The following is a 21,704-nucleotide window of genomic DNA, read 5'->3' on the forward strand; positions in this document are numbered from 1 at the left end:
GTAAGGTGCCGTTGTACGAACGGATCGAAGATGTAAAAAGTCGTAAGTTTTTTGTACGTCAGCTCTGGATCAGCTGTTCCAGGGTGGCGCGGGCCTGGGCAAGCTCGGTGGCCAACGGCTCGCAGAGCGCTTTCAATGCCTGTTCGTCATGCTGCCGGGCAGCGTCCTCAAGGCGTCGGAGCAGCGCAGCCAGGCCAGAAAAGCCCAGGGAGTCGCAACTGCCGGCCAGCCGGTGGGCCAGGTGCAGCACTTCGGTAAAGTCCTGGGCCGGCAGCGCCTCGGCCAACGCCGTGGCGTGCTGCTCCAGCGACTGGCGCAGCACCTTCAACAGGCCTTGCAGCTTCTGTTCACCCAGCAGCGAGCGGTGAGTGTCCAGCAATGACCAGTCCATTGTCGCGTCGGCGCCAGCCACTTCAGTGGGCGCCGCTTCGGCCAGCGCCTGGCGCAGGTTGTCCAGCCGCAGGGGCTTGGCCAGCACTCCCTGCATGCCGGCGGCCAGGTAACCCGGCACTTGCCCCGGTTGCACGCCGGCCGTCAGCGCCAGGATCCGGCTGTGGCGGTTCGGCCCGGGGGTGGCACGAATCTGCCGGCACAGTTCCACCCCGCTCATGCCGGGCAGGTGCACGTCGAGCAGGATCAGGTCGAAGCGCCGCTGTGCGCAGGCCAGCAGGGCCTGCCCGGCGTCTTCGGCAAAGCTCACCCGGTGGCCATCGCGCAGCAGCAGCCCACCGGCCACCTCGCGGTTCAACGCCACATCCTCGACCACCAGGATATCCAGGCTGGCCAGGGGCGAAGGGGCTGGTGCACTGGCCAGCACTGGCTGCCCGCTGGCCATGTCGAGCTCGAACCAGAAGCAACTGCCCTGCCCTTGCACGCTGTCCAGGCCAATGCAGCCCCCCAGCTTTTCCACCAGGTGCTTGCAGATCGCCAGGCCCAGGCCGGTGCCGCCGTAGCGCCGGGCCACCGCCTCGCTGGCCTGGACGAAGCGGTCGAAGACCCTGGCCTGTACCGCCGGCTCGATGCCGATGCCATTGTCACTGACCGACACCCGCACTCGCTGCGAGCCCTGGTCACTGGCCAGTACCTGCACCGCAAGCCGCACCTGGCCGTGTTCGGTGAACTTGATGGCATTGGCCAGCAGGTTGCTGAGCACCTGGCGCAGGTACTGTTCGGCACCGTGCTGGTACTCGGCCAATTGCTCGTCGATGTCCAGCTGCAGTGCGTCGCCGTTGTCCCTGGCCATGGGTTCGAGCAGCGCCAGCACTTCCTGGCACAACTGGCGTAGCGAGAAACCGACCAGCTCGGCGCGGCTCTCGCCCTCTTCGAGCCGGGCGAAATACAGCACTTCATTGAGAATCGCCAACAGCCCTTCGCCGGCCTTGTACAAGGCCTCGACGCGCAGGCGGTCGGCCGCCTCCAGCCGGCCGCCGCGCAGCAGCTCGGCCATGCCGAGAATGCCGTTGAGCGGTGTGCGCAGCTCATGGCTCATGGTCGCCAGGAAGCGTGACTTGGCCAGGTTGGCGGCTTCGGCCTCGTCCTTGGCCCGGGCCAGGCTGGCGGTGCGCCGCTCGACCATGGCCTGCAGCTCGTCGCGCTTGTCCTGCAGCGCCAGGCGGTCGCGCTCACGGCGCTCGATATCGCTGAGGATGGCGCGGCGCATGTCATCCAGGGCATTGGCCACGGTGTCGATCTCGTCCGGGCGCGTCGACGGGCGGCGCCCCAGGCGCAACGGTTCCTGCCACTGGCCGGCGCCAATACGCCGGGCGAACTCGGCCATCACTTGCAGGTGACGGGTGACCAGGCGGTAGAACAGCCCCGACAACGCCACCGCCAGGCCACACAGGAACACGCCCATCCACAGCAGGCTGGCAAGGCCCGTGGCATACAGCCGCCGGTGCACCGCGCCCAGGTCGATGCTCACTTCCAGCTCGCCCAGGTGCCTGGCCGGCCCCGAGGGCGGCTGGTAATCGAGAGGGAAGCGTTCGATGCGCAGCGGCCCCTTGGGCTCGGCGGCACCGCGCAGCAGCTGGAAGTCGTCGCTGAGCAGGCGCACCCGGGCGACATCGGAAAAGTCCACCAGGCCGCGCAGTTGCGTATCCAGCTGTGCCTCGTCCAGGTCCCACAGGCTGCGCTCCAGGCTGGCCAGGTAGCCGGCGCGGATCAATGCCATGCGCGCCTCGATATCGCGCATTTCGCGACGGTATTCGAAGTACAGCTGCACCGAGCTGGCCAGCACGGTGAAGCACAGGCTGAACAGCAGGATGAACAGCAGCAGGCGGCGCAGCAGGCCATCGGTGCGCAGGCGGATCATCGAGTGTCCGCCGGCAGGTTGACCATGTCGCGGTAGGTCACTTCGCTCTGCTCCAGCCAGCGCTCGATCTCGCCGGCCTGGTTCATGCGCAGCAGCTGCGCGTCGATTTCGTCCATATGCTGGCTCAGGGGCGATAGCCGTGATACCGCAACGCGCAGGTAGTCCACGCTCAGGGCCGTGGGCAATACACGGATGTCCTGCGCCCCGGGGAGGTTTTCGATGAACAGTTGACCGGTGCGCCGCTCCTGGATCACGTAGTCGATGCGCCCACGAATCAGCTTGCCGAAGTTCTGCTGGCTGGACGACACCCGTTCGATGTTCTGGTGGCGAGCGACGAAACGGTCGAACTCGGCGCCGTAGCTTTCGCCGTACAGCAGGCCGCCGCGGTAGCCCGCCAGGTCCTCCAGGCGCTGGAACTGTACCGGCCGCAGGCGGTTGTAGAACACCGCCACTTCCTCGCGCACCACCGGCACCGTGGAAAAGCGCATGCGCTGGTCACGCTGGTCGCTGTTATAAGCCAGCACCACGTCCACCCGCCCGGCGGCGGCGTCCATCAGGCAGCGCTTCCAGTTGCCCAGCACCACGGTCTGCACCTCATGCCCCATGCGCCCGAACAGCTCTCGCACCACGGTGGGTGCCAGGCCGCGCACCTGGTGGCCGTCACTCCAGGAAATCGGCGGGTACACCGGGTAGTCGCAATAGCGCACCGGTTGCCCTGCGCTGGCTTGCACGGCGAACAATGCCAAGGCCAGCACCCAGGCGCTGCGGGTCATGCCGCCACGCTGGCGGTGAACAGGTAGCCGGTGCCGTGGATGGTGATGATCAGCTGGGGCTCGGCCGGGTCGTCGTGCAGCTTGCGCCGCAGGCGGCCGACCAGCACGTCGATGGAGCGGTCGTTGGGCACCCATTCGCGATTGCGGATCTGGTCCATCAGCTGGTCGCGGCTCAGGGTGTGGCCGCTGTTGCGCAGGAACACGCTGAGCAGTTGGAACTCGCCATGGGTCAGCAGGGTTTGCCCGCCACGGGCGTCGATCAGGCGCCGGCGGTCGGTGTCCAGTGCCCAGTCGGCGAACTGCTTCAGCGATTGCGCGCAGGCCGGCGCCGGGTGCACCTCGCGGGCATGGCGCACGCGGCGGATCAGGTTCTTGGCACGGGAGACCAGCTCGCGAGGGTTGAGCGGTTTGATCACGTAGTCGTCGGCGCCGCATTCCAGGCCGACGATGCGGTCGATGTCGTCGTTGCGCCCCGTGATGAGGATGATGCCCACCTCCGAACGTACCCGCAGCTCGCGGGTCAGGGTGAGGCCGTCCTTGCCGGGCAGGCGGATGTCCAGCAACACCAGGTCGACATCCTGGCTGCCGAGCAGGGCTTCGGCCTTTTCCGCGGTGTCGGCGCAGTGCACGTCATAGCCTTCCTGGGACAGATAGGCCTGCAGCAAGTCACGAATAAGCGGATCGTCATCGACGATCAATACCCGAGGCGTCATTGCGTGTCGTCTCTTTTATTATTGGTGTTGTTCTACACACTCGCGACAGCAGCGTACTCGTTACTGAACAGGCGATCAACAGCCCTCCGGCGGGCTGAAGCGGCACCGGCCACCGGCCTGCAGGCCATCGACCCAGGCCTCGCAGATCAGCACGCCCTGCTCGGGGGTGAAGGTACCGGGGTTGAGCCCCGACTCCAGCCACAGGCCGTCGAGCAAGGCACTCAGGCTGATGGCCGCGAGGTCGGCATCGAAGCCCTGCCAGCCCTCCTCCCCGGCCAGCGTGGCCAGCAGCCCGCTCAGTTCATTGCGGTATTCGCCATAGGAATGGTCATGCACCTGGTTGATCGCATCGGCGGTCTTCACCGCGCCCCAGAACGCCAGCCAGGCGTCGAGCAATTGCGGGTCGAGCAACTCGGCGCAGAACGAGGCGCGGAAAAACGCCGACAACCGCTCGCGGGCATTGGGCGCGGCCTGGGCCATGGCCTCGCGCAGCAGGCCCATCACCCGGCCGGTGACCGCCATGTAGGCTTCGGCCACCAGTTCATCCTTGCCGGCGTAGTGATGGCTGATCAACCCGACCGAAACCCCGGCCTCGGCCGAAATCTTGCGGATCGACGCGCCCTGGAAGCCATGGCGCTTGAGGCATACCAGGGTCGCCTCGACCAGGTTGGCTTTGCGCAATTCCGGCAGCATGCGGTGGTAGCGGGCTTCCTGGTTCATCGACGGCTCTCGGGCTAGGGGCTGGACTGAACGACTGTACAACAAGCCGGACTGCGTGATAAACCCTTGGCACCGATGCCCACAACAACAAAAGCGGCTGCCATGAACGACCTGATCACACGTGACCTGGACCAGGGCCTGCTGACCCTGGCCTTCAACCGCCCCGACAAGCTCAACGCCTTGAACACTGCCATGTACCAACAGCTGGGCGACCTGCTGCTGGCGGCAGGTGAAGACCCTGATGTCGAAGCCATCATCATCACCGGTGGGCCGCACTGCTTTACTGCCGGCAATGACTTGCGCGACTTCCTCGACAACCCGCCCGCCGACCTGGACAGCCCGGTGTTTCGCCTGATGCGGGTGGTGATGGGCCTGGAGAAGCCGCTGATTGCCGCGGTCAGTGGAGCGGCGATAGGTATTGGTGCCACCTTGCTGTTGCATTGCGACCAGGTGCTGGTCAGCCGTACGACCAAGCTGCGCATACCTTTCGCGCCATTGGGCGTGTGCCCGGAGTTTGGCTCCAGCCTGCTGCTGCCACGCCTGCTAGGCCATGCCCGAGCGGCTCGTCTGCTGCTGGCAAACGAGTTGCTCGACGGCGAGCAGGTGGTGGCCTGGGGGCTGGCCAATGAACTGCATGAAGACGGGGAACAGTGCCTGGCGGCTGCCCGGCGCCTGGCGCGGCAGCTGCAAGGCTACCCGCAGGCGGCGCTGCGCATCAGCAAGCGGCTGCTCAAGGACAGCCAACGGGCCGAACTGGAGGCGACAGTGGCGCGGGAAAGCCGGTTGTTCATCGAGTGCCTGCGCACTGAAGAAGCGCGGGCGGTGCTGCGGGGATTGATCAAGGACTGACTGGGTTGACGCTGTCTCTTGTGGGAGCGCGTCATGGATGGGCTATGAGGTGCTAATAGCCGGTCATCTCCAGATACCCACGCCCACCCGCACTCCCGCTCAAGCGCACCGGCCCCTCCCAATACGGGAACCGCGTCTCCATCCAGGCCTGCGGCTCCACCGCGTCGACCTGCACATCCACCCCATGCCCCGGTACCTGCACCCGCCATCGCGTCGGCACTTGCTTGCCGTTCTTCTGCCGGGCCCAGGCCAGCGCCTGCAACTGGATCTGCGCCCCCTGCAGCGCCACCACCTCACCCTGCGGGCCAACCCAGGTCCCGGCGCGATAGGCCTCCCCCTGCACCTCGCGCACCTGGAACAGCATCAGCCTGGCACCACTGCCCAGGTGCAGCGAAAACCAGTCCCATCCCGTCTGCCCGGCAGCCAGCGGCTGGCTGCTCCATTCCCGGTCCAGCCAGGCCTGGCCGGTGACAGCGATGCACTGGCCGTCACGCTGCACTTCCCCGCTCACCCGATAAAACGGTTGACTGTAATAGTACGAAGCCTGCCCCTTGCCGGACTTCTCGCTGTAACCCTGATCCCCGTGCAGCACCAAGGGCCGATCACTGTGCAGTTGCAGGTCATAGCGAAAGCCTTCACCACCGGCAACCATTTGCAGATCCTCGATGCCACTGCTGCCCTGCAACGACCAGTCATTGATCCACGCCCGGAACGGCCGGGCCTGCACGCCCGCCTGGCCGATCCCCCCACGCGCCAGGGTTTCGGCAGACTGATGAGCACCCGGCCCGGTCAGCGCCGCGTGCCCCATCCACAGGTTCGGGCTGTTCCAGCCGGCAGTCTCGGGGCCGGGGCGCAGGGCCGAGCGAAACAGCGTCCACTGCGCGCCCCAGTCCCGCCCTTGGGCGTCCTGGAGGTTGGCGGTGACATACCACCACTCGATGCGAAAGCCATCATGGGCACCGTGGTCACGCGGAAATTCCAGGCGATGGCCGCGGCTTACCTGGCTGAATTCGCCCGCCTGCTGCCCGAGCCCGGCATAGCTTTGTTCGGCCGGCTGATCACAGCCGCCCAGCAACCCACAAAGCAACAGCCAGGCGTTACGTTTCATCGGCAAACGGCCTCAACAGTTCACGCGGCTGGCGACGCGCCAGCTGACACAGTGGCCAGGCGCTGGCCAACAGGCTGGTAAGCATGCCCAGCACGGCCAGGTGCAGCAGTTGCGCAGGGAACACGTAGAGCGGCAAACGCCAACCGAATGCCTGCACGTTCACCACCGCGACCAGGCACCAGGCCAGCAGGATACCCAGCGGGATCGCCAGCAGCACGGTAAGGCTGCTCAGCAGCAGTGTCTGCGCGAGGCTTAGCCACACCAGATGCGTGCGCCGCACGCCCAGTGCCCACAGCGGTGCCAACTGGCCCAGGCGGGTCTGGCCCAGGGTCAGCAGGTTGATGAACAGTGCTACACCAGCCACGCCAAGGGTAAGGCTGTTGAGCGCGGCGGTGGCGGCGAAGGTGCGGTTGAACACGTCGGTCGACCAGCGCTTGAGACGTGCCTGCTCGACCACGCGGCTATCATCCAGGGCAAAGCGCTGTTGCAAGGCGGCCTTGAGCGCCGACACCTGCTCGACCGCCAGATCCACACTCAACCCGGTCAGGGTTGCCTGTGGCCAGTGCCCGCGCAGCCAGTCGGCATTGACCAGCATGTGCCCTTTGGGGTTGCCGTAATCGGCGTAGATCCCCACAACCCTCAGGGCTGGAGAAGTGTCTGCGGGCAGCCTCAGGTGATCGCCCAGTTGCAGTTTCAGTCGCCTGGCCAGCTGTTCACTGAGCATCACGGCCTGCCCACTGGCCAGTTGCTGCCAGGCCTGCTCTTGCTGCGCCAGCAATGGCCAGCGTGTGCGATAGACGGGATGATCGACGATGCCCTGGACCTGCACCGGCCAGCCCTGCAGCTGCGTTTCCACACGCCAGCCGGGCAACACCACACCAACTGGAGGCTGCTGCCCGAGCCACTCGGCTATCTGCAAGCCCTGGGCGGTGTCCCTTGGGCTGACATACAGGTCGGCGGACAGGCGCAGGTCAAGCCAGCCGACAAAGGTCTTGCGAAAGCCCTCGGTCATGCTGCCCACGCCAACACTGGCGGCCAGCGCCAGCAACAGTGCCATCAACGCCAGGCTCAGGGCCGGCAGTTGCTGGCGGCTGTCGGCGACGAACCATTGCGACAAAGGCCGCTGGCAACGGCGCGCCAACCAGGCCAGCACCCGGTCGAGCAAGGCCGGCAGCAACAGCGCCGCCGCCAACAGCAAGCCTGCCAGCAGGCCGAACGCGCTGGGCAAGCTGTCGCCCAGCACACCACAGCCCAGTGCCAGCAACAGCAACAGGCCGGCCACCAGGGCCTGACGCCGCAACCACGGCCCCTGCGCCAACCGCCACGCCTGAGGTTGCGCCAGCGCCAGCAACGGTAACCGAGCCGCACGCATTACGCTGCCCAAGCCCGCCAGCAGTGCCCCCAGTACGCTCACCAGCACGCCCATCAGCCACCACCCTGCGGGCAGGCTCAGCGTCCCGGCGACTTGCGCGCCATACAGGCCACGCAAGCTGGCGGCCACATCGGGCAACAACCACGCGGCCAGCCCGTAACCACTGGCCACGCCGGCCAGACCGCCCAGCACCGCGAACAGCCCCAGTTCCAGCACCAAGGCGCACAGCAGAGTTTGCAGGCCGATGCCACAGGCGCGCAGGTTGCGGATCAGGCCGCGCCGCTGTTCCAGTGCCAAACCGATTGCGGCATGGGCAATGAACAGGCCGACGACGAACGCCAGCAGGCCGAGGGCGCTCAGGTTGAGGTGGAAACTGTCGGTCAGCCGCTGCAAACCGCCATCATCCTGCTGGGGTTGCAGCTCAAGGTAAGGCGCGATATCCGCCGGTAACGGTCCCGGCGTGGCGGCCACCAGCAAGCGCGACAACTGCCCGGGTGCGTGCAGCAACGCCTGGGCATGGCCGATATCGACCACGATCACCCCCGGCGCCAGCGCTGGTTGCAGAACCAACGGCGGCAGCAGTTGCCCTTCACTGCCACGGACTGACGCCCCGGGGCCTGCATTCAGCTGACGCAAGGTGTCTGGCCCAACCCAGGCTTGCCCGGGCATGCCGATGAAGGCTTGCAGATCGAACGTTCGAGGCTGCACACCCGCGATGCTGCTGGCCGGCGGCAGGCTCAACGGCTCGATGCCGACCAACCGCACGCTGCGCCCCGGCTCCCCGGGCAAGCGCAAGCGCCCTTCCAGTACCGGCGTTACCGCCCAGCCCAGCCTGCGCAACTGCACATACAGCGCCTGGTCGAAGCGCTCGCCACGGCGTGGCACCAGTTGCGCCTGCAGCGGCCCGGCCAGCACCGCGCTGGCCCGGGCATAGTCGCTGCGTGCCTGGCTGTTCAGCGCCTGCACGCCAGTCCACAGCGCCGTGGCCAGCCACAGGCCGGTGAAGATGCTGACAAACTGCACGCGATGGCGCCGCCAGTGGCTGAGCAGCGCCAGCAGGGCCAGCGATAGAAGTCTCATCAGCCCTGCTCAGGCCGCACACGGCCGGCTTGCAGGTAACAACGCTGCTGCAAGCGCGCCGCCAGCCGCGGGCTGTGGGTCACCATCAGCACCCCACTGCCCGCCTCGGCGACCAGTTGCAACAGCAGGCTCAGCACCTCATCGCTGCTGGCTTCGTCGAGGCTGCCGGTGGGTTCGTCGGCCAGCAACCAGGCCGGGCGCCCGGCCAGGGCGCGGCCGATGGCGACCCGCTGTTGCTGGCCGCCAGACAGTTGCTCCGGGTAACGCGCCAGCAAATCCGCCAAACCCAGGCGCTGCGCCAGGTAGGCCAGCCAAAGGGGATCATGCCGACCGGCCAACCGGGCCTGGAACGCGAGGTTTGCCCCCACGTCCAGGCTGCTGATCAGGTTGTACTGCTGGAACACCAGGCCAATGCCCTCCCGCCGCCACAGCGCCAGCGACGCCTCGGAACGGCTGTCGAGCGGTGCGTCGTCGATCAGGATGCGGCCACTGTCGGCACGGTCCAGGCCGGCCACCAGGTGCAGCAAGGTGCTCTTGCCGCTGCCCGACTCCCCCATCAGCGCCAGGCTGCTGCCGCGGGCCAGGCGCAGGTCGACGCCCTGCAAAACCGGGATTGGGCCTTGGGGCGTAGGGAATGATTTGTAGAGGTTTTCGATGACCAGCATCGAGAGGCCTTGGTGGGTGAGGTCTGTTTAGTAATAGCAGGTCAAGCGCTGCTGGAGCATGAAAGTACCTATACTCACCACAAATGGATCCACTAATAATCCGATAACCGCACAAAACCCTTAAATAACGGGCTCTTTATATTGACCATGCGTACTCGTACGGCTCTAATGGATCCATTAAATAAAAACAAAACCCCGGAGAGCCTACCCATGTACCCCAAGAACACTTGGTACGTTGCCTGCACCCCCGACGAAATCGCCACCAAGCCCCTGGGCCGACAGATCTGCGGGGAGAAGATCGTGTTCTACCGTGGCCGCGAGAACCGCGTAGCGGCCGTCGAGGACTTCTGTCCGCACCGCGGCGCGCCGTTGTCGCTGGGCTATGTCGAGGACGGCAATCTGGTATGTGGCTACCACGGCCTGGTCATGGGTTGCGACGGCAAGACCGTGTCGATGCCGGGCCAGCGGGTACGGGGCTTCCCCTGCAACAAGACCTTTGCTGCAGTCGAGCGCTATGGCTTCATCTGGGTCTGGCCGGGCGATCAGGCGCAAGCCGACCCGGCGCTGATCCCGCACCTGGAGTGGGCGGTGAGTGATGAGTGGGCCTATGGAGGTGGGCTTTTCCACATCGGCTGCGACTACCGCCTGATGATCGACAACCTGATGGACCTGACCCACGAAACCTACGTGCACGCCTCCAGCATCGGCCAGAAAGAAATCGACGAGGCGCCACCGGTCACCACCGTCACCGGCGACGAAGTAGTCACCGCCCGACACATGGAAAACATCATGGCCCCGCCCTTCTGGCGCATGGCCCTGCGCGGCAACGGCCTGGCCGACGATGTGCCAGTGGACCGCTGGCAGATTTGCCGTTTCACCCCGCCCAGCCATGTGCTGATCGAAGTCGGCGTGGCGCATGCTGGCAAAGGTGGCTACCACGCCGAGGCGCAGCACAAGGCGTCGAGCATCGTGGTCGACTTCATCACCCCGGAAAGCGATACCTCGATCTGGTACTTCTGGGGCATGGCGCGCAATTTCGCGACACACGACCAGACCCTGACAGACAACATTCGCGAGGGCCAGGGCAAGATTTTCAGCGAAGACCTGGAGATGCTCGAACGCCAGCAACAGAACCTGCTGGCCAACCCCGAGCGCAACCTTCTGAAGCTGAACATTGATGCCGGCGGCGTGCAGTCGCGCAAGGTGCTGGAGCGGCTCATCGCCAAAGAACGTGCACCCCAGCCGCAACTGATCGCTACCAGCGCCACCCCTGCCTGAGGAACTGCCAACATGATCGATGCCGTAGTGGTATCCCGTAACGATGAAGCGCAGGGTATCTGCAGTTTCGAGCTGGCGGCGGCAGATGGCAGCCTGCTGCCGGCGTTCAGCGCTGGCGCGCACATCGATGTGCACCTGCCCGATGGGCTGGTGCGCCAGTATTCGCTGTGCAATCACCCCGAAGAGCGCCACCGCTACCTGATCGGCGTGCTCAATGACCCGGCCTCGCGGGGCGGGTCACGCAGCCTGCACGAGCAGGTGCAGGCCGGTGCCCGGCTGCGTATCAGCGCGCCGCGCAACCTGTTCCCGCTGGCCGAGGATGCACGGCGCAGTTTGCTGTTTGCCGGAGGCATCGGCATTACCCCGATCCTGTGCATGGCCGAGCAGTTGTCCCACAATGGCCATGATTTCGAACTGCACTACTGCGCCCGCTCCAGCGAGCGTGCGGCGTTTGTCGAGCGTATTCACAATGCGCCGTTTGCCGATAGGCTGGTCATGCATTTTGACGAGCAGCCGGAAACCGCTTTGGACATTGCTCGAGTGCTGGGTAACCCACAGGGCGATATGCACCTGTATGTGTGCGGGCCAGGTGGCTTCATGCAGCATGTGCTCGAGAATGCCAAGGAGCTGGGCTGGCAGGAAGCCAACCTGCACCGCGAGTACTTTGCAGCTGCGCCAGTGGATGCCAGTAACGACGGTAGTTTCTCGGTGCAGGTCAACAGTACCGGGCAAGTGTTCGAGGTGCCGGCCGACCAGACCGTGGTGCAGGTGCTTGAACAGAACGGCATCGAGATCGCGATGTCGTGCGAGCAAGGTATTTGCGGTACCTGCCTGACCCGTGTGCTACAGGGTACGCCCGACCATCGCGACATGTTCCTCACCGAGGAGGAGCAAGCCCTGAACGATCAGTTCACGCCTTGTTGCTCGCGGTCGAAAACGCCGTTGCTGGTGCTGGATATCTGAGCCGGCTCACGAAGTCGGCAGGATGACCTTCATGCCTGGGTCTGGAGCAGCGCCGCCGAAGGTCTCGGCGTAACGAAGGGTGGCATTGGCATGCTCGCGCATGATCGCTTCGGCGCGGGCACCCTGGCGGTTGATCAAGGCATCGAACACCGCATGGTGCTGCATGTGGGCGAAGTTGAAGCGCCGGTATTCGCGGGCCAGGTTATGGCGGTCCACAGCCAGCGCGGTGACCGAAGCGAACGGCAGGTGATCGTTACGCGCCAGTGCTACGGCAATGGCCGGGTTGTGGCTGGCCTCGGTGATCACTTGGTGAAAGCGCATGTTGAGATCGTGGTAGGCCTGCAGGTCTGCTTCGGTCACGAAGCCCTTGTCGAACAGCTGGTCGCCATCAACCAGGCATTGTTGCAAGGCCGCGCAAGCTTGCGCGGACAAGCCACGTTCGGCGGCCTGGCGCGCAGCCAATCCTTCCAGCACGCCTCGCACCTCGACAGCTCCGGCGATCTCATCGGCGCTGACAGAACGCACCTGGAACCCTCGGCCACCAAAGCGTACCAGCAAGCCTTCCTGCTCGAGGGTACGGAACGCAATGCGCACCGGCATGCGTGAGACACCGAACAATTCTGCGGTGGGGACTTCCATCAAGCGCTCGCCGGCCGCCAGCTCGCCCGAGGCGATCATCTTGCGCAACGCGACAAGCACCATTTGACCGGGTTTGCTCATCCAGGCAACTTCCAGAGACATGAGCGGGTATCTTAGCGCAAGCCGAGAGGTTGTTGCTGACCTGTTCGGGCTGACGGGTTGCATGACAGCGCCCCCGCCTCAAGCCATGCGCTTTAGATACAGGAGCGGGTTTGGCCGCAAAGTGGACGACGCGGAGCATGCGACCGGTTTTGTCCCCCACCGCAACCTCAAGGATACGACGCGCTTACAACGTCAGCGGATAGGTGATGATCAACCGTGTCTGATCAAAGTCACCATTGAAGCTACGCCGGTTGGTCGCGTTGTTAAGCCGGATGTTGAGGTCCTTCAATGTCCCGCTCTGGAAGGTGTAGTTGACCTCGGTATCGCGCTCCCACTCCTTGCCATTGCTGCCTGCCGCCGTGGTCGCGTTCTCGCCGTGCCCGTAACGCACCATGGCCAGCAGGCCTGGCACGCCCAACGCGACAAAGTTGTAGTCGTAACGCACTTGCCATGAGCGCTCGTCAGCATTGCTGAAGTTGCCGTTGAACATGTCGTTGCCCAAGGTCCGTCCGCTACTGCCGTACACCGACATCCACTGGCTATCACCACTCACCTTCTGCAGCCCTAGGTACAACGTGTGGCCACTGCGCGCGGCAGACAGCAAGGCGTAGCCTGTACGGCTCTGGATACCGCCGATGCGCGCCTGGCCATCGTCCCGGTCGATGAAGTAACCGAGGTTGGCACCCAGCGTCCAATACCCTACTCGCTGACTATGCAGCAGGTTGAAGTAGCTCTGCTGGTAGATGTCCTCCAGTTGCGAATGCCAGACGCCGATCAGCGTACGCTGCTGGTTGAAACGGTACTCGGCACCGGCGTAGTTGAAACCGTCCGCAGTCACCCCTGGCGCAGCCCAGGCAGAAAGATCCTGCATGTCCGACGAGTTGCGCAGGCTAACCTCACGGTACTGGCCAGCCTGCAAGCTCAGACCTTCGATTTCGCGTGAGTCGAACATTGCGCCGCGGAAGGTCTGCGGCAACAGACGGCCATCGTCGTAGCGCAGCAATGGAATGTCCGGCAGCAGTTCACCTACCTTCAACTCGGTGGCCGAAATGCGCAGCTTCGCCGCCAACCCGGCGCGCCCATAGTCGTCAGCCGCGCGCCCCTCATCATGCACCGGCAGCAGTTCGGAGCCGCTTGTACCGCGGCCACTGTCCAGCTTTGCGCCGAACATGCCGATGCCGTCCAGGCCCAAACCGATCAATCCTGGGGTGTAGCCTGAACTGAACTTGAAGATGAACCCTTGGGCCCATTCTTCAACCTTGCTCTTGGCCGCCCCTGGGTCGCGAAAATCACGGTTGAAATAGTAGTTGCGCAGTGTCAACCCGGCCTTGGCATCCTCGAAGAAGCCCCCTTCCCCGGCCCAGGCCGGCAACCCCAGGCCTAGCGCCAGCGAAACCGCCAGGGCCGAACGGTTCAGTGTACAAGTCGTGTGCATCATTATTATTGTTCTCCGCTTTTCGTAGGCGCAGCCGACCACCCCGTGCCGGCATGGGCACAGGGAGACAAGCTGCATTCAGGTGCCCGACCTGGCCGGGCAGTACTCAGTGGCTCAGTGCATCGCCAGCCAAGCCTGGCGTCGGCCTTGTTCCGCTCCGCAGCAACAGCAGGCAACCTGCGGCCAGCACGAACACGCTGGCGAACACCCCGTACAGGTGCAACGGTTGCCAGCCGCCATCGAGCAGCACACCAGCCACGGTCGGCGACAGGATCGCGCCCATGCGACCGATGCCTATGCCCCAGCCCACACCAGTGGCGCGCACCGAAGCGCCATAGACCACGGGCGACAAGGCATACAACCCGGCCACGCAGCCGTTGGAGAACAGCCCGATCAACAACCCCAATACCAACGCCGCGCTGACCGAGGCGCCATTGGCCACGAACAGCACCAGCAGCGCTGCGGTGATGAGCATGAACAGCGCCAGCACGCGGGTCAGTGGCCAGCGCGAGGCCAGGCCGCCGATCAGCGCCGCACCAAGGATGCCCCCAACGCTCAGCAGTACCCCGCCAGTAATGCCCTGCTCGGCCGAAAGCCCAGCGGCCACCAGCAGCTTCGGCGTCCAACTCATGACGAAGTAGAAGCCGAACATGACCAGGAAGAACAACAACCAGATCACCAGCGTGGTGCGGCGCATGACCGGTGTCAGCAGCTGCTTGAAACCGCTGGCTGCGCCCTGCTCCCTTGCCGCCATTGCTGGCAGTTGCACCAGTGTCGGCTGGCCGAGGCGCGCCGCCAGGCGGTTGACCCGCGCCAGGGCATTGGCTGGCCGGCGTGCCAGCAGGAAGTCCAATGACTCCGGCAACCACAACAGCACCAGCGGAATCACCAGGACGGTGACGATGCCGCCGAACAGGAACACCGAGCGCCAGCCCCAGTGCCCCAGCAGCCATACTGCCAGCAAACCGCCCAAGGTCGCGCCCAGCGCATAGCCGGTGGACTGCAGGCTGACCGCCAGGCCACGCCAGCGCTTGCTGGCGTACTCGCTGGCAATCACGTTGCTACTGGCCAGGATGCCGCCGATCCCCAAACCGGTCAGTCCACGCAATGTTGCCAGTTGCAGCGGGCTTTGGCTCAGCGACGAGAGCAACATGCCAATACCGGACAGCGCCAGGCACAACAGGATCAGCGGGCGACGACCAAGGCGATCGGCCCATGGCGCGATGAACAGCGACCCCGCCGCCATGCCGAACAAACCGGCGCTGAGCAGCAACCCCACCTGCGCCCCGTTCAGGCTCCACTCAGCAGACACCGAGGCAGCAGTGAAGGCCATGACCAATACGTCGAAGCCGTCGATCATGTTGAGAATGATGCAGATACCAATGGCCAGGCACTGGAAGCGCCCCATCGGGTCGGCGTCCAGGCGTTGCTTGAGGTTGGAATTCATGGGCTCACCTGCCGGTTCACAGGTGAGAGAAGAGATGCGCACGTGCAGGCAAAGCGCAAGGAACCCTCGCGGTTCCACACCCTTGAAAAGCCATTCATGACTGGGCCCTTTTTGTAATTGTTGTCGCATACGGCCGGAGGTTCCCGGCCGTTGTCAGGCGCTAATCAACCAGATAATGGATCCATAAACAATCATAGTGAAACCAAGAACGTAGGGTTTCGTTTAGCAATACGCCACTACATGCTTGAGATAAGCAAAATAAATCTAGATTTTTCAATGTGTTATTAGCTTAAATAAATCAAGAATTACTGTTCGTTTATCGAACAAACAAATTTTATGGATCCATAAAGGCAAAAAAACCTCCATTAAACCTTCACGGAGGGTCAGCCATGAACAAATCTTCATATAGCCCGCCAGCGCCCTGATCACGGGGCTCACAGCCGATGCCACGCTATCGCCAGATGGCACTCGCCTTGAGGCGGCATAGCGGGTTGCGTAGCATCACCCGCCCATTCGCGCGCCCGCACGGCCAAGGCGACCCCGTAGAAAAGAGCCCCTGATGCCGCAACCCATCCCCCTCAAGGACCACGAAAAGGAAAAGCACCTGGTCAACCGCCGGCTTCTGGCCTGCGCCGCCCTGGTCTTCAGCCTGGTCGCCGTCCTGGTGGGCCGGCTCTATGTGCTGCAGGTGCTGCAACACGACCAGCAGACCGCCGTGTCGGAAAACAACCGCGTGCACGTACTGCCTATCGCCCCCGAGCGCGGGCTGATCTATGACCGCAATGGCGTGGTGCTGGCCGACAACAAGCCCAGCTTCGACCTGACCATGACCCGCGAGCGGGCCGGTGGCGATACGGCCAAGGTACTCGACACCCTGGCGCAGGTGCTGAGCCTGAGCGACGACGACCGCAAGCAGTTCGACAAGGACCTGCGCCGTGGCCGCAAGCCGTTCGAGCCGGTGACCCTGATGGTCGGCCTGAGCGAAGAGCAGATCGCCCTGGTGGCGGTGAACCAGTTCCGCCTGCCCGGCCTGGAGGTGGAACCACAGTTCATCCGCGAGTACCCGCTGGCCGAGCATTTCGCCCACTCGGTGGGCTATGTGGGGCGCATCAACGAGAAAGAAGCCAAGGCCCTCGACAGCACCGAATACCGGGGCACCCAGTCGATCGGCAAGACCGGCATCGAGCACTTCTACGAAAGCCAGTTACACGGCCACGTGGGCTATGAGGAGGTCGAGACCAACGCCCAGGGCCGGGTGATGCGTGTGCTCAACCACAAGGCCCCGACCCCGGGCCAGGACATCGTCCTGACCCTGGACGCGCACCTGCAACTGGCCGCGGAAAAGGCCCTGGGCGACCGCCGTGGCTCGGTGGTGGTACTCGACCCGGCCAATGGCGACGTGCTGGCGATGGTCAGCAACCCCAGCTTCGACCCCAACCTGTTCGTCAAGGGCATCAGCTTCAAACAGTACGCCGCCCTGCGCGACTCCATCGACCGCCCGCTGTTCAACCGCGTGCTGCGCGGCCTGTATGCCCCCGGTTCGACGGTGAAGCCGGAGGTGGCCATCGCCGGCCTCGACAGCGGCGTGATCACCCCGGGCAGCCGGGTGTTCGACCCGGGCTACTACGAGCTGCCCAACTACGACCACAAGTACCGCAACTGGAACCGCAGCGGCGATGGCTGGGTGGATATGTACACCGCCATCATGCGTTCCAACGACACCTACTTCTACGACCTGGCACACAAGCTGGGCATCGACCGCCTGCACGACTACATGGCCGAGTTCGGCCTGGGCCAGAAGGTGTCGCTGGACATGTTCGAGGAGGCGCCCGGGCTGATGCCGTCAGCTGAGTGGAAGCGCGCCACCCGGCGCCAGGCCTGGTTCCCGGGCGAGACGCTGATCCTGGGCATCGGCCAGGGCTACATGCAGGTCACCCCGCTGCAGCTGGCCCAGGCCACCAGCCTGCTGGCGAGCAAGGGCGTGTGGCACCGCCCGCACCTGGCCATGACCGTGGGCGGCGATGCGCCGGTGGACCCACACCCGATGCCCGATATCGTGCTGCACGACAGGCACGCCTGGGACCAGGTCAACCAGGGCATGCAGATGGTCATGCACGACCCGCGCGGCATCGCCCGCGCGGCCGCGGCCGGTGCGCAGTACCGGATTGCCGGCAAGAGCGGCACCGCGCAGGTGGTGGCGATCAAGCAGGGCGAACGCTATAACCGCGACAAGACCCTGGAGCGGCACCGCGACAACGCCCTGTTCGTCGGCTTTGCCCCGGCTGATCACCCAAGTGTGGTGGTGGCGGTGATGATCGAGAACGGCGAGGCCGGTGGACGGGTGGCGGGGCCGGTGGTGCGGGAGGTGATGGATGCCTATCTGCTGGATGAGCAGGGGCATCTGAAGCCGGAGTATGCGGGCGGGGTAGCGCCTCGCAGCGTGCCGCATACTTGAGAATTTTGGGGCCGCTTCGCAGCCCTTTCGCGACGCAAGGCCGCTCCCACAAGTTCAGTGTTGCGTCACAGGCAGCGCGGCGCTCGATCTCACTGGCGCAGAAAGAATCAAGGCATGCTCTATGCACCACCTCCCCCCCCCCAGCCATGCACTGGGCAGCTATGTGCAGCACCCGTGGGCCTTGTGTCGCGATGGGGCGCGAAACGGTCCCAGCATATTAAAATAAAAATTGGGAATAAGAATATAAAATCTTATTCCTTTTTCATCATTCCGTAATCCTCTATAAATCCCCCAACTGCACAGCCGCCAACACCCGGCCAACTGTCTGCAGCGCAACACCCGATCAACAGGAAACGCCCGCAAGGCAACAGCGCCGCAGGCATCAGAAACGCGCTAACTGTTTGATGTAAAACAACATTAAATTTCGGCACGACGATTGCTCAAGCAAAGTCCCCCGCTCAACCCGAACCGGAGACCTGCCCATGAGCACCCCACTGAACGTCGTCGCCCTGTCCGGCGGTACTTCCCGCCCTTCGCGCACCCTGGCCCTGACCGAGGCAATCCTCGCCGAACTGGCCCAGCACCTGCACATCAAGCCGCACCTGATCGAGCTGGGCGAGATCGCCCGCCCGCTGGGCAGCGCCCTGTGGCGCAGCGAACTGCCCGAGGCCGTCGAACAGCAACTGCGCCTGGTGGAAAAAGCCGACCTGCTGGTGGTGACAACGCCGGTGTACCGCGGCAGCTTCACTGGCCACTTCAAGCACCTGTTCGACCTGATCGGCCAGGACGCACTGGTCGACACACCGGTGCTGCTCGCCGCCACCGGCGGCAGCGAACGCCACGCGCTGGTGCTCGACCACCAGCTGCGCCCACTGTTCAGCTTCCTGCAAGCCCTGACCCTGCCCATCGGCGTGTTCGCCAGCCAGGCAGAAATGGCCGACTACCGGGTATCCAGCGCAGCCCTCGCCGCCCGTATCCGCCTGGCCGCCGAGCGCGCCGTGCCGCTGTTCGGCGCCCATCACGCGCTGCGCAAGAGCGCCTGAGGAGCGGCCATGAATGCACCTGTGAATACGCCCCCGCGCCCTGCCCTGGCCATCGCCCGCGAACTGGCCGGGCAGTTTGCCCAAACCGCCGTCGAGCGCGATGAGCGCGGTGGCACGCCAAAAGCCGAGCGCGACGCCCTGCGTGACAGCGGCCTGCTGTCGCTGGTGATCCCGCAGGCCTTCGGCGGCCAGGGCGCCAGCTGGCACGACACCTTCGCGGTGGTGCGCGAATTCGCCCGGGTCGACAGCTCCATCGCCCACGTATTCGGCTTCCATCACCTGATGCTGGCCACCGTGCGCCTGTTCTCACGCCCGGACCAATGGCAACCGTGGTTCGAGCAGACCGCACGCAAGCAGTGGTTCTGGGGCAATGCCCTGAACCCGCTGGACACCCGCACCGTGGTCAAGCACTTCGATGGCTGGTGCGAGTTCTCCGGCAAGAAAAGCTTCTGCTCCGGCGCCAGCGACTCGGAAATGCTCATCGCCTCGGCGGTGGACGAACGTGCTGGCGGCAAGCTGCTGATCGCCGCCATCCCCAGTGGCCGTACCGGCATCAGCCTGCACAACGACTGGAACAACATCGGCCAGCGCCAGACCGACAGCGGCAGCGCCACCTTCGAGCGGGTACGGGTGGAGCACAACGAACTGCTGCTCGACCCAGGCCCCTTGAGCACGCCGTTCGCTGCCCTGCGCCCGCTGATTGCCCAGTTGCACTTCGCCAACCTGTTCCTCGGCATTGCCGAGGGGGCGTTCGAGGAGGCCCGCCAGTACACCCTCAAGGAAAGCCGGCCGTGGTTCCGCTCCAGCGCCGCCAGCAGCGCCGAAGACCCCTACGTGCTGCGCCATTACGGCGAGTTCTGGGTCGGCCTGGAAAGCGTGCGCCTGCTGATCGAACGGGCCGCGCGCCAGCTCGATGCCGCCTGGGCCAAGGAACACGCCCTCACGGCGCAAGAGCGCGGCGACCTGGCCCTGGCCATCGGCACCGCCAAGGTCGCCGCCAGCCGCCATGGTCTGGACATCTGCAACCGGCTGTTCGAGGTCACCGGCGCCCGCGCCACCCATGCCTCACTGCGCTTCGACCGCCACTGGCGCAACCTGCGCACACAAACCCTGCACGACCCGGTGGACTACCGCATCCACGAACTCGGCGAGTGGGCCCTCAACGACAAGCGCCCTGCCCCATCCTTCTATTCCTGAGGATTGCCCATGCAACTGCTGACCCTCCCCCCGTCCCCGACACTGGCCACCTCGATCCGGGCGACCGCACAGGTCTTCGAAGACCCCAGGTCGCAGGCGCTGCTCGCCCACCTGCAACAGGTCGCCCCCAGCGAAGCCAGCGTGCTGATCATCGGCGAAACCGGCACGGGCAAGGAGCTGGTCGCACGCCACATCCACAACCTCAGCGGTCGGCGCAACGGCCCGTTCGTCGCGGTCAACTGCGGTGCGTTCTCCGAGTCGCTGGTCGAGGCGGAGCTGTTCGGCCATGAAAAAGGCGCCTTCACCGGTGCCCTGGCGGCCAAGGCTGGCTGGTTCGAGGAGGCCAACGGCGGCACGTTGTTCCTCGACGAAATCGGCGACCTGCCGTTGCCGATCCAGGTCAAGCTGCTGCGTGTGTTGCAGGAGCGCGAAGTGGTGCGACTGGGGTCGCGCAAGAGCATCCCGATCAATGTGCGGGTGCTGGCGGCGACCAACGTGCAGCTGGAAAAGGCGATTAACGCCGGGCATTTTCGCGAAGACCTGTACTACCGGCTGAACGTGGTGACCTTGCAGTTGCACCCCTTGCGCGACCGCCCGGGTGACATCCTGCCGCTGGCCCGGCACTTCATCCGCAGCTACAGCGACCGGCTGGGCTACGGGCCGGTGGAGCTGAGCGCCAAGGCCCAGGCCAAGCTGGTGGAATACAGCTGGCCGGGCAACATCCGCGAGCTGGAGAACGTGATTCACCACAGCTTGCTGACCTGCGGCGACGGTACGGTGCAGGCGCAGGACCTGCGCCTGTCCAACCTGCGTATCGAACGGCAGGAGGAAGAGCCGGCGGGCAATGGTGTGGAGGATTTGCTGCAGCGGGCGTTCAGCCGCTTGTACGAGGAGCAGTCTGGCGACCTGTACGAGAAGGTGGAAAATGCCCTGCTGCGGTCGGCGTATCGGTTCTGCCATTACAACCAGGTACATACCGCACAGTTGCTGGGGTTGTCGCGCAACATCACCCGTACCCGGCTGATTGCGATCGGCGAGTTGGTGGTGAACAAGCGGCGCGGGCAGGAACAGCAGGTGCTGGATAACCGGGTGGTGCGGTTGTCGATCTGATTGCTTGTAAACCTGTGCCGGCCCTTTCGCGGGTAAACCCGCTCCCACAGGGACCGTGCCGAGCTCAAGCTTGGCGCGGTCCCTGTGGGAGCGGGTTTACCCGCGAAGGGGCCGACACAGACACCCAAGTTGCTAGTTCTGATCGCCTCCGCGATCATCCCCAACATCATGGTCAGCCCCATCATCAGCACCATGCCCTACACCGTGGGGCTCGCCCACGTCGTGATTCGCTTCGTGATTCGCCTCATGGTTGGCTTCGTGATCAGCTTCGTGGTTGGCGCCATCATCAGCACCATTGCGCCCGCGGCCATCATGGCCTGGGCCGCCATGGCCACCGCCATCGCCGCTGTGCCCGCTGCCACTACCGCCGTGGCCACCACCCGAGCCACCGCCGCCGCTTCCACCACCTCCGCCATGACCACCGCCACCACCGCTACCACCTCC

Annotated in this window: 18 protein-coding genes; 8 read left to right on the forward strand and 10 right to left on the reverse strand. The window is 64.8% G+C overall.

Features of this window, described 5'->3' with window-relative positions:
* Nucleotides 1-58 precede the first annotated feature (58 nt).
* From J5M71_RS05465 to J5M71_RS05480, 4 genes are all read right to left on the reverse strand, one after another.
* Complete coding sequence (locus J5M71_RS05465) at nucleotides 59-2,311, reverse strand: ATP-binding protein (RefSeq protein WP_207830599.1); 2,253 nt, start codon at nucleotides 2,309-2,311, stop codon at nucleotides 59-61.
* Entirely contained in the window at nucleotides 2,308-3,084 is a 777-nt protein-coding gene (locus J5M71_RS05470; RefSeq protein WP_207830602.1) for a transporter substrate-binding domain-containing protein, read from the reverse strand. Before J5M71_RS05470 ends, J5M71_RS05465 begins: the two co-directional genes overlap by 4 nt.
* Nucleotides 3,081-3,797, reverse strand: a complete 717-nt coding sequence (locus tag J5M71_RS05475; RefSeq protein ID WP_012271826.1) for a response regulator — start codon at nucleotides 3,795-3,797, stop codon at nucleotides 3,081-3,083. The genes J5M71_RS05470 and J5M71_RS05475 overlap by 4 nt, the downstream gene beginning before the upstream one ends.
* 75 nt (nucleotides 3,798-3,872) lie before the next feature.
* Nucleotides 3,873-4,517 carry a TetR family transcriptional regulator C-terminal domain-containing protein gene (locus J5M71_RS05480; RefSeq protein ID WP_207830605.1) on the reverse strand — a complete coding sequence of 215 codons (645 nt, stop codon included), beginning with the start codon at nucleotides 4,515-4,517 and terminating at the stop codon, nucleotides 3,873-3,875.
* Between the two features lie 102 nt (nucleotides 4,518-4,619).
* On the opposite strand from J5M71_RS05480, the gene J5M71_RS05485 reads away from it, so the two are divergent.
* Complete coding sequence (locus tag J5M71_RS05485; protein ID WP_207830607.1) at nucleotides 4,620-5,366, forward strand: enoyl-CoA hydratase; 747 nt, start codon at nucleotides 4,620-4,622, stop codon at nucleotides 5,364-5,366.
* Nucleotides 5,367-5,418: 52 nt separating this feature from the next.
* Here the strand turns inward: J5M71_RS05485 and J5M71_RS05490 are convergent, their stop codons facing one another.
* From J5M71_RS05490 to J5M71_RS05500, 3 genes are read right to left on the reverse strand one after another with little or no spacing between them, the layout of a single operon-like run.
* Entirely contained in the window at nucleotides 5,419-6,474 is a 1,056-nt protein-coding gene (locus J5M71_RS05490; protein WP_207830609.1) for a lipocalin-like domain-containing protein, read from the reverse strand.
* Nucleotides 6,464-8,926, reverse strand: coding sequence for an FtsX-like permease family protein (locus tag J5M71_RS05495; protein WP_207830611.1), 2,463 nt, complete (start codon nucleotides 8,924-8,926; stop codon nucleotides 6,464-6,466). Before J5M71_RS05495 ends, J5M71_RS05490 begins: the two co-directional genes overlap by 11 nt.
* Complete coding sequence (locus J5M71_RS05500; RefSeq protein ID WP_207830613.1) at nucleotides 8,926-9,591, reverse strand: ABC transporter ATP-binding protein; 666 nt, start codon at nucleotides 9,589-9,591, stop codon at nucleotides 8,926-8,928. The genes J5M71_RS05495 and J5M71_RS05500 overlap by 1 nt, the downstream gene beginning before the upstream one ends.
* Nucleotides 9,592-9,801: 210 nt before the next feature.
* On the opposite strand from J5M71_RS05500, the gene J5M71_RS05505 reads away from it, so the two are divergent.
* Both J5M71_RS05505 and J5M71_RS05510 read left to right on the forward strand, forming a co-directional pair.
* A complete protein-coding gene (locus J5M71_RS05505; RefSeq protein WP_207830615.1) occupies nucleotides 9,802-10,869 on the forward strand; it encodes an aromatic ring-hydroxylating dioxygenase subunit alpha in 1,068 nt (355 codons plus the stop codon).
* A 12-nt stretch (nucleotides 10,870-10,881) separates the two neighbouring features.
* Entirely contained in the window at nucleotides 10,882-11,832 is a 951-nt protein-coding gene (locus tag J5M71_RS05510; RefSeq protein ID WP_207830617.1) for a PDR/VanB family oxidoreductase, read from the forward strand.
* 6 nt (nucleotides 11,833-11,838) lie between these two features.
* On the opposite strand, the gene J5M71_RS05515 is transcribed toward J5M71_RS05510, so the two are convergent.
* The 3 genes from J5M71_RS05515 to J5M71_RS05525 all read right to left on the reverse strand — a co-directional run bounded on the left by J5M71_RS05515 (nucleotide 11,839) and on the right by J5M71_RS05525 (nucleotide 15,455).
* Nucleotides 11,839-12,552, reverse strand: a complete 714-nt coding sequence (locus tag J5M71_RS05515; RefSeq protein ID WP_207830620.1) for a GntR family transcriptional regulator — start codon at nucleotides 12,550-12,552, stop codon at nucleotides 11,839-11,841.
* Nucleotides 12,553-12,757: 205 nt separating this feature from the next.
* A complete protein-coding gene (locus J5M71_RS05520; protein ID WP_207830623.1) occupies nucleotides 12,758-14,011 on the reverse strand; it encodes an OprD family porin in 1,254 nt (417 codons plus the stop codon).
* A gap of 103 nt (nucleotides 14,012-14,114) precedes the next feature.
* Entirely contained in the window at nucleotides 14,115-15,455 is a 1,341-nt protein-coding gene (locus tag J5M71_RS05525) for an MFS transporter (protein ID WP_207830625.1), read from the reverse strand.
* A gap of 559 nt (nucleotides 15,456-16,014) precedes the next feature.
* Between J5M71_RS05525 and mrdA the strand changes: the two genes are divergently transcribed.
* The 5 genes from mrdA to J5M71_RS05550 form a co-directional block, all read left to right on the forward strand.
* Nucleotides 16,015-17,910 (forward strand): penicillin-binding protein 2, encoded by a 1,896-nt coding sequence (mrdA, locus tag J5M71_RS05530; protein WP_207830628.1) that lies wholly within the window; start codon nucleotides 16,015-16,017, stop codon nucleotides 17,908-17,910.
* A gap of 482 nt (nucleotides 17,911-18,392) precedes the next feature.
* Entirely contained in the window at nucleotides 18,393-18,953 is a 561-nt protein-coding gene (gene msuE / locus J5M71_RS05535; protein WP_207830630.1) for an FMN reductase, read from the forward strand.
* Between the two features lie 9 nt (nucleotides 18,954-18,962).
* A complete protein-coding gene (locus tag J5M71_RS05540) occupies nucleotides 18,963-20,150 on the forward strand; it encodes an acyl-CoA dehydrogenase family protein (RefSeq protein ID WP_063914933.1) in 1,188 nt (395 codons plus the stop codon).
* A 9-nt stretch (nucleotides 20,151-20,159) separates the two neighbouring features.
* Nucleotides 20,160-21,260 (forward strand): sigma54-dependent transcriptional activator SfnR, encoded by a 1,101-nt coding sequence (gene sfnR, locus J5M71_RS05545; protein WP_085593485.1) that lies wholly within the window; start codon nucleotides 20,160-20,162, stop codon nucleotides 21,258-21,260.
* A 129-nt stretch (nucleotides 21,261-21,389) separates the two neighbouring features.
* A partial coding sequence (locus J5M71_RS05550; protein WP_207830633.1) for a hypothetical protein occupies nucleotides 21,390-21,704 on the forward strand: 315 nt, incomplete at its 3' end.

Source organism: Pseudomonas sp. 43(2021) (genome assembly GCF_017490805.1).
Taxonomy (GTDB): Bacteria; Pseudomonadota; Gammaproteobacteria; order Pseudomonadales; family Pseudomonadaceae; genus Aquipseudomonas.